Raw genomic sequence first — 3,382 nt, 5'->3', positions numbered from 1 at the left:
GGGATCCTGTGGGATGACTGAATTCTACAAAATGACCCAAAATTGCCTCAAGTGTGAGAAATCCGCGTCGATGACCGGAAGGGGCAACGGCGTGTGGCGCTGGCTGTGCGGTCTGATCTGTCGATCGAGGATCAGGTGATGGCGCGAGGGGCCACCTGGCTCGACCGGCAGGCAGTGGCGCGCGACCCTGTTGCATTGGGGCAGGCGGGCTTTGGCGCCGAGGTCCGTGAGGCGATGGAGCGCCGGGCGGAGCAACTGATTGAGCAGGGTCTTGCCGAACGTCACACGCAGCGGGTGGTTCTGGCGCGCAACTTGATCGGGACGCTCAGGGACCGGGAGGTCCGGGAAGTTGGAGAGCGGCTGGCCGTCGAGACGGGACGGACATTCAGCCAGTCGGGTTCGGGGGAGTATGTCACCGGCACCTATCGTCAGCGCATGGTGCTGGCCTCGGGTCGCTATGCGATGATTGATGACGGGCTTCAGTTCCAGCTTGTGCCCTGGACGCCATCGCTGGAGAAGCAGCAGGGCAGGCACGTCTCCGGTGTCGCGCGCGACAATGGCGGGATTGACTGGAGCTTCACCCGGAACAGGGGGCTGGGTTTGTGAACCAGCGCTCCTGTCAGTCCGGCTGGGGTTCCCACGGGTTGAGCAGGGGGACACCGCATGGCAGGAAATCCGCGACGTTGCGGGTCACGACCGTCTTGCCATGAACCAGCGCGGTCGCGGCGATGAGGGCATCACGTTCCGAACGGGGATCGGGGACATGGAGCCGGGCGCAGCGCAGGGCTACGGATGTATCGACGGGAAAAATACGCCCTTCGAACGCAGGAAGGACATGCTGTTCCAGCCAGGTCCGCAGGATCGTGTCAGTGGCTCCGTCGCGGCGCTCCACGCGCAGGATGCCGTTTTCCAGTTCCATGACGGTGATGGCGGAGAGATACAGATCTTCTGCCTCCACGCTATCCGCCCATGCCGCGACATTCGGGTCGGCTTTCCCGGCACGGATTTTTCTCAGTTCTGAAACGACGTTCGTGTCCAGCAGGAACATCAGGAAAAATCGGCCGGGCGGAGTGTGATATTGGCGCGAGGCGGATCGAATGCGATGTCCGCAGCTTCCGGCATCGCCAGAGCGTCCGCGATCTTGCGCGGATGGTGTGTCAGACGGCGGTATTCCTCAATACTGAGCAGGACATGGGCCGTGCGTCCCCTGTCGGTGATGAACACCGGTCCCTCGGCCGCCGCCTTCTTGGCCCGGCTGGTGTCCTGGTTGAACTCGCGGCTTGAAAGTGTGGTGATGCTCATGTCCGGCCTCCAGACTGCAATGTAGGAACATTACTACATAATGAGAGGGAGTGCCAGAAAATCCATGTCTGGTCGGGGTTCGCATCATCGTTGGCCGCAGCACCCGTCCAGCCACAAGACCCGGTTATCATTCGACTCCCGCGACCTTCGCTCAATGTGATGACGGTCTGGGCCGCACCGGACAAGTATTTTTTCCCTGCCATGCGCCGGGATGCGACGACGCGGGAAAAGCCCTTGCGGAACGGAAAATGGCCGCCCGACCTGTTCCTGCGCAAGGAGGAATCGAAAATGCCGGGAACCAAAATTCAATGGGGACAGGTCGCGGTGGTCCTGTCCATTGTCGTCCTGTCCTGGTGGGCCGCGACCCAATGGACGGCCTGGGAACTGGGCTTCCAGCCTGAACTCGGTCGGCCCTGGTTCGTGCTGTTCCATCACTGGTCGGTCTACGCGCCGCCGCTGTTTTTCTGGTGGTGGTTCGAATTCGACGCCTATGCCCCGAACGTCTTTGCGCGCGGGGCGTGGATGGCCGGATCGGGTGGGGTGCTGGCTTTCGCCGCCGCCGTGACGCTGTCGGTCCATCGCGCCCGTGAAGCCAGGAAAATCGAAACCTACGGGTCGGCACGCTGGGCGGACCCGGACGAGATCGCGAAAGCCGGGCTGCTTGACCCGGATGGGGTGGTGCTTGGCCGGTATGGCAAGGCCTATCTGCGCCATGACGGACCGGAGCACGTCCTGACCTTTGCACCAACGCGCAGTGGCAAGGGTGTCGGTATGGTCATCCCGACGCTTCTGACCTGGCCTGGCTCAGCTATTGTCCACGACATTAAGGGCGAGAACTGGGAGTTGACGGCGGGATTTCGCGCCCGTTTCGGTCGCGTCGTGCTGTTTGACCCGACCAATGCGATCTCGTCCGCCTATAACCCGTTACTGGAAATCCGGCGTGGAGAGTGGGAAGTCCGCGATGCCCAGAATGTCGCCGATATCCTCGTGGACCCGGAAGGCAGTCTGGAGAAGCGCAATCACTGGGAGAAAACCTCACACTCCCTGCTTGTCGGCGCCATCCTGCATGTCCTCTATGCCGAGCCAGACAAAACCCTCGCCGGTGTCGCCAATTTCCTGTCGGACCCGAAGCGCCCGATCGCCACCACGCTGTCGGTCATGATGCGGACAAACCATCTGGGTGAGAAGTGGCCACATCCTGTTGTTGCATCGGCCGCGCGCGAGCTGCTGAACAAATCGCCCAATGAACGCTCGGGCGTGCTCTCCACTGCCATGTCCTTCCTTGGCCTGTACCGTGATCCGGTGGTGGCGGAAGTCACCCGGCGCTGCGAATGGCGCATTGCCGACATCGTTGGAGGGGACCGCCCAGTGACGCTTTACCTGACCGTGCCCCCCTCGGATATCAGCCGCACCAAGCCATTGATCAGGCTGGTGCTGAACCAGATTGGCCGTAGGCTGACGGAAGACTTGGAGGCTGCGGCACAGCGACGGCGCCTGCTACTGATGCTCGACGAATTTCCGGCCCTCGGGCGTCTGGATTTCTTTGAATCGGCGCTGGCTTTCATGGCGGGTTACCGGATCAAAAGCTTCCTGATCGCCCAGTCCCTCAACCAGATCGAACGGGCTTATGGGCCGAACAATTCGATCCTCGACAACTGCCATGTCCGGGTGAGCTTCGCCACCAACGATGAGCGGACGGCGAAACGTGTGTCTGACGCGCTTGGGACTGCCACCGAGATGAAGGCGATGAAGAACTACGCGGGGCACCGGCTTTCGCCCTGGCTGGGCCATCTGATGGTTTCGCGCTCGGAGACGGCACGCCCGCTGCTGACGGCGGGAGAAGTCATGCAGCTCCCGCCAGCGGACGAGATCGTCATGGTCTCCGGTCTCTATCCGATCCGCGCGAAGAAGGCCCGCTATTTCGAGGATGACCGCTTCCGCGAGCGCGTTCTTCCTCCGCCTGATCTTCCGCGCCCGAAAGATGGCCGTCCCGACGACTGGAGCACGCGACCGTTTGAATTGCCCCGGGTTTTGTGGAGACAGAAAGACCCGTGAGGTAAGAAGAATTCATGAGCAATAA

3 protein-coding genes and 1 pseudogene are annotated in these 3,382 nt (G+C 61.8%); 2 read left to right on the top strand and 2 right to left on the bottom strand.

The window, feature by feature from the left end; translation table 11 throughout:
- Positions 1-69 precede the first annotated feature (69 nt).
- Positions 70-606: pseudogene (locus tag CSR02_RS15160) on the top strand (DUF3363 domain-containing protein); the annotation flags it as partial.
- A 13-nt stretch (positions 607-619) separates the two neighbouring features.
- Here CSR02_RS15160 and CSR02_RS15155 read toward each other — a convergent pair.
- Positions 620-1,048, bottom strand: coding sequence for a type II toxin-antitoxin system VapC family toxin (locus tag CSR02_RS15155; RefSeq protein WP_099542233.1), 429 nt, complete (start codon positions 1,046-1,048; stop codon positions 620-622).
- A complete protein-coding gene (locus tag CSR02_RS15150) occupies positions 1,048-1,302 on the bottom strand; it encodes a type II toxin-antitoxin system Phd/YefM family antitoxin (RefSeq protein ID WP_010517990.1) in 255 nt (84 codons plus the stop codon). The genes CSR02_RS15155 and CSR02_RS15150 overlap by 1 nt, the downstream gene beginning before the upstream one ends.
- Before the next feature lie 288 nt (positions 1,303-1,590).
- Between CSR02_RS15150 and CSR02_RS15145 the strand changes: the two genes are divergently transcribed.
- Positions 1,591-3,357 (top strand): conjugal transfer protein TraG, encoded by a 1,767-nt coding sequence (locus tag CSR02_RS15145; RefSeq protein WP_244177052.1) that lies wholly within the window; start codon positions 1,591-1,593, stop codon positions 3,355-3,357.
- Positions 3,358-3,382 lie beyond the last annotated feature (25 nt).

Source organism: Acetobacter pomorum (assembly GCF_002738225.1).
Taxonomy (GTDB): Bacteria; Pseudomonadota; Alphaproteobacteria; order Acetobacterales; family Acetobacteraceae; genus Acetobacter; species Acetobacter pomorum.
Note: the sequence above shows the minus strand (reverse complement) of the source record. Positions and strands in the feature narration are given on the sequence as shown.

Coding starts and splice junctions, on each gene's coding strand:
- CSR02_RS15155 (WP_099542233.1), bottom strand. CDS start 1,048: ATGTTCCTGCTGGACACGAACGTCGTTTCAGAACTGAGAAAAATCCGT.
- CSR02_RS15150 (WP_010517990.1), bottom strand. CDS start 1,302: ATGAGCATCACCACACTTTCAAGCCGCGAGTTCAACCAGGACACCAGC.
- CSR02_RS15145 (WP_244177052.1), top strand. CDS start 1,591: ATGCCGGGAACCAAAATTCAATGGGGACAGGTCGCGGTGGTCCTGTCC.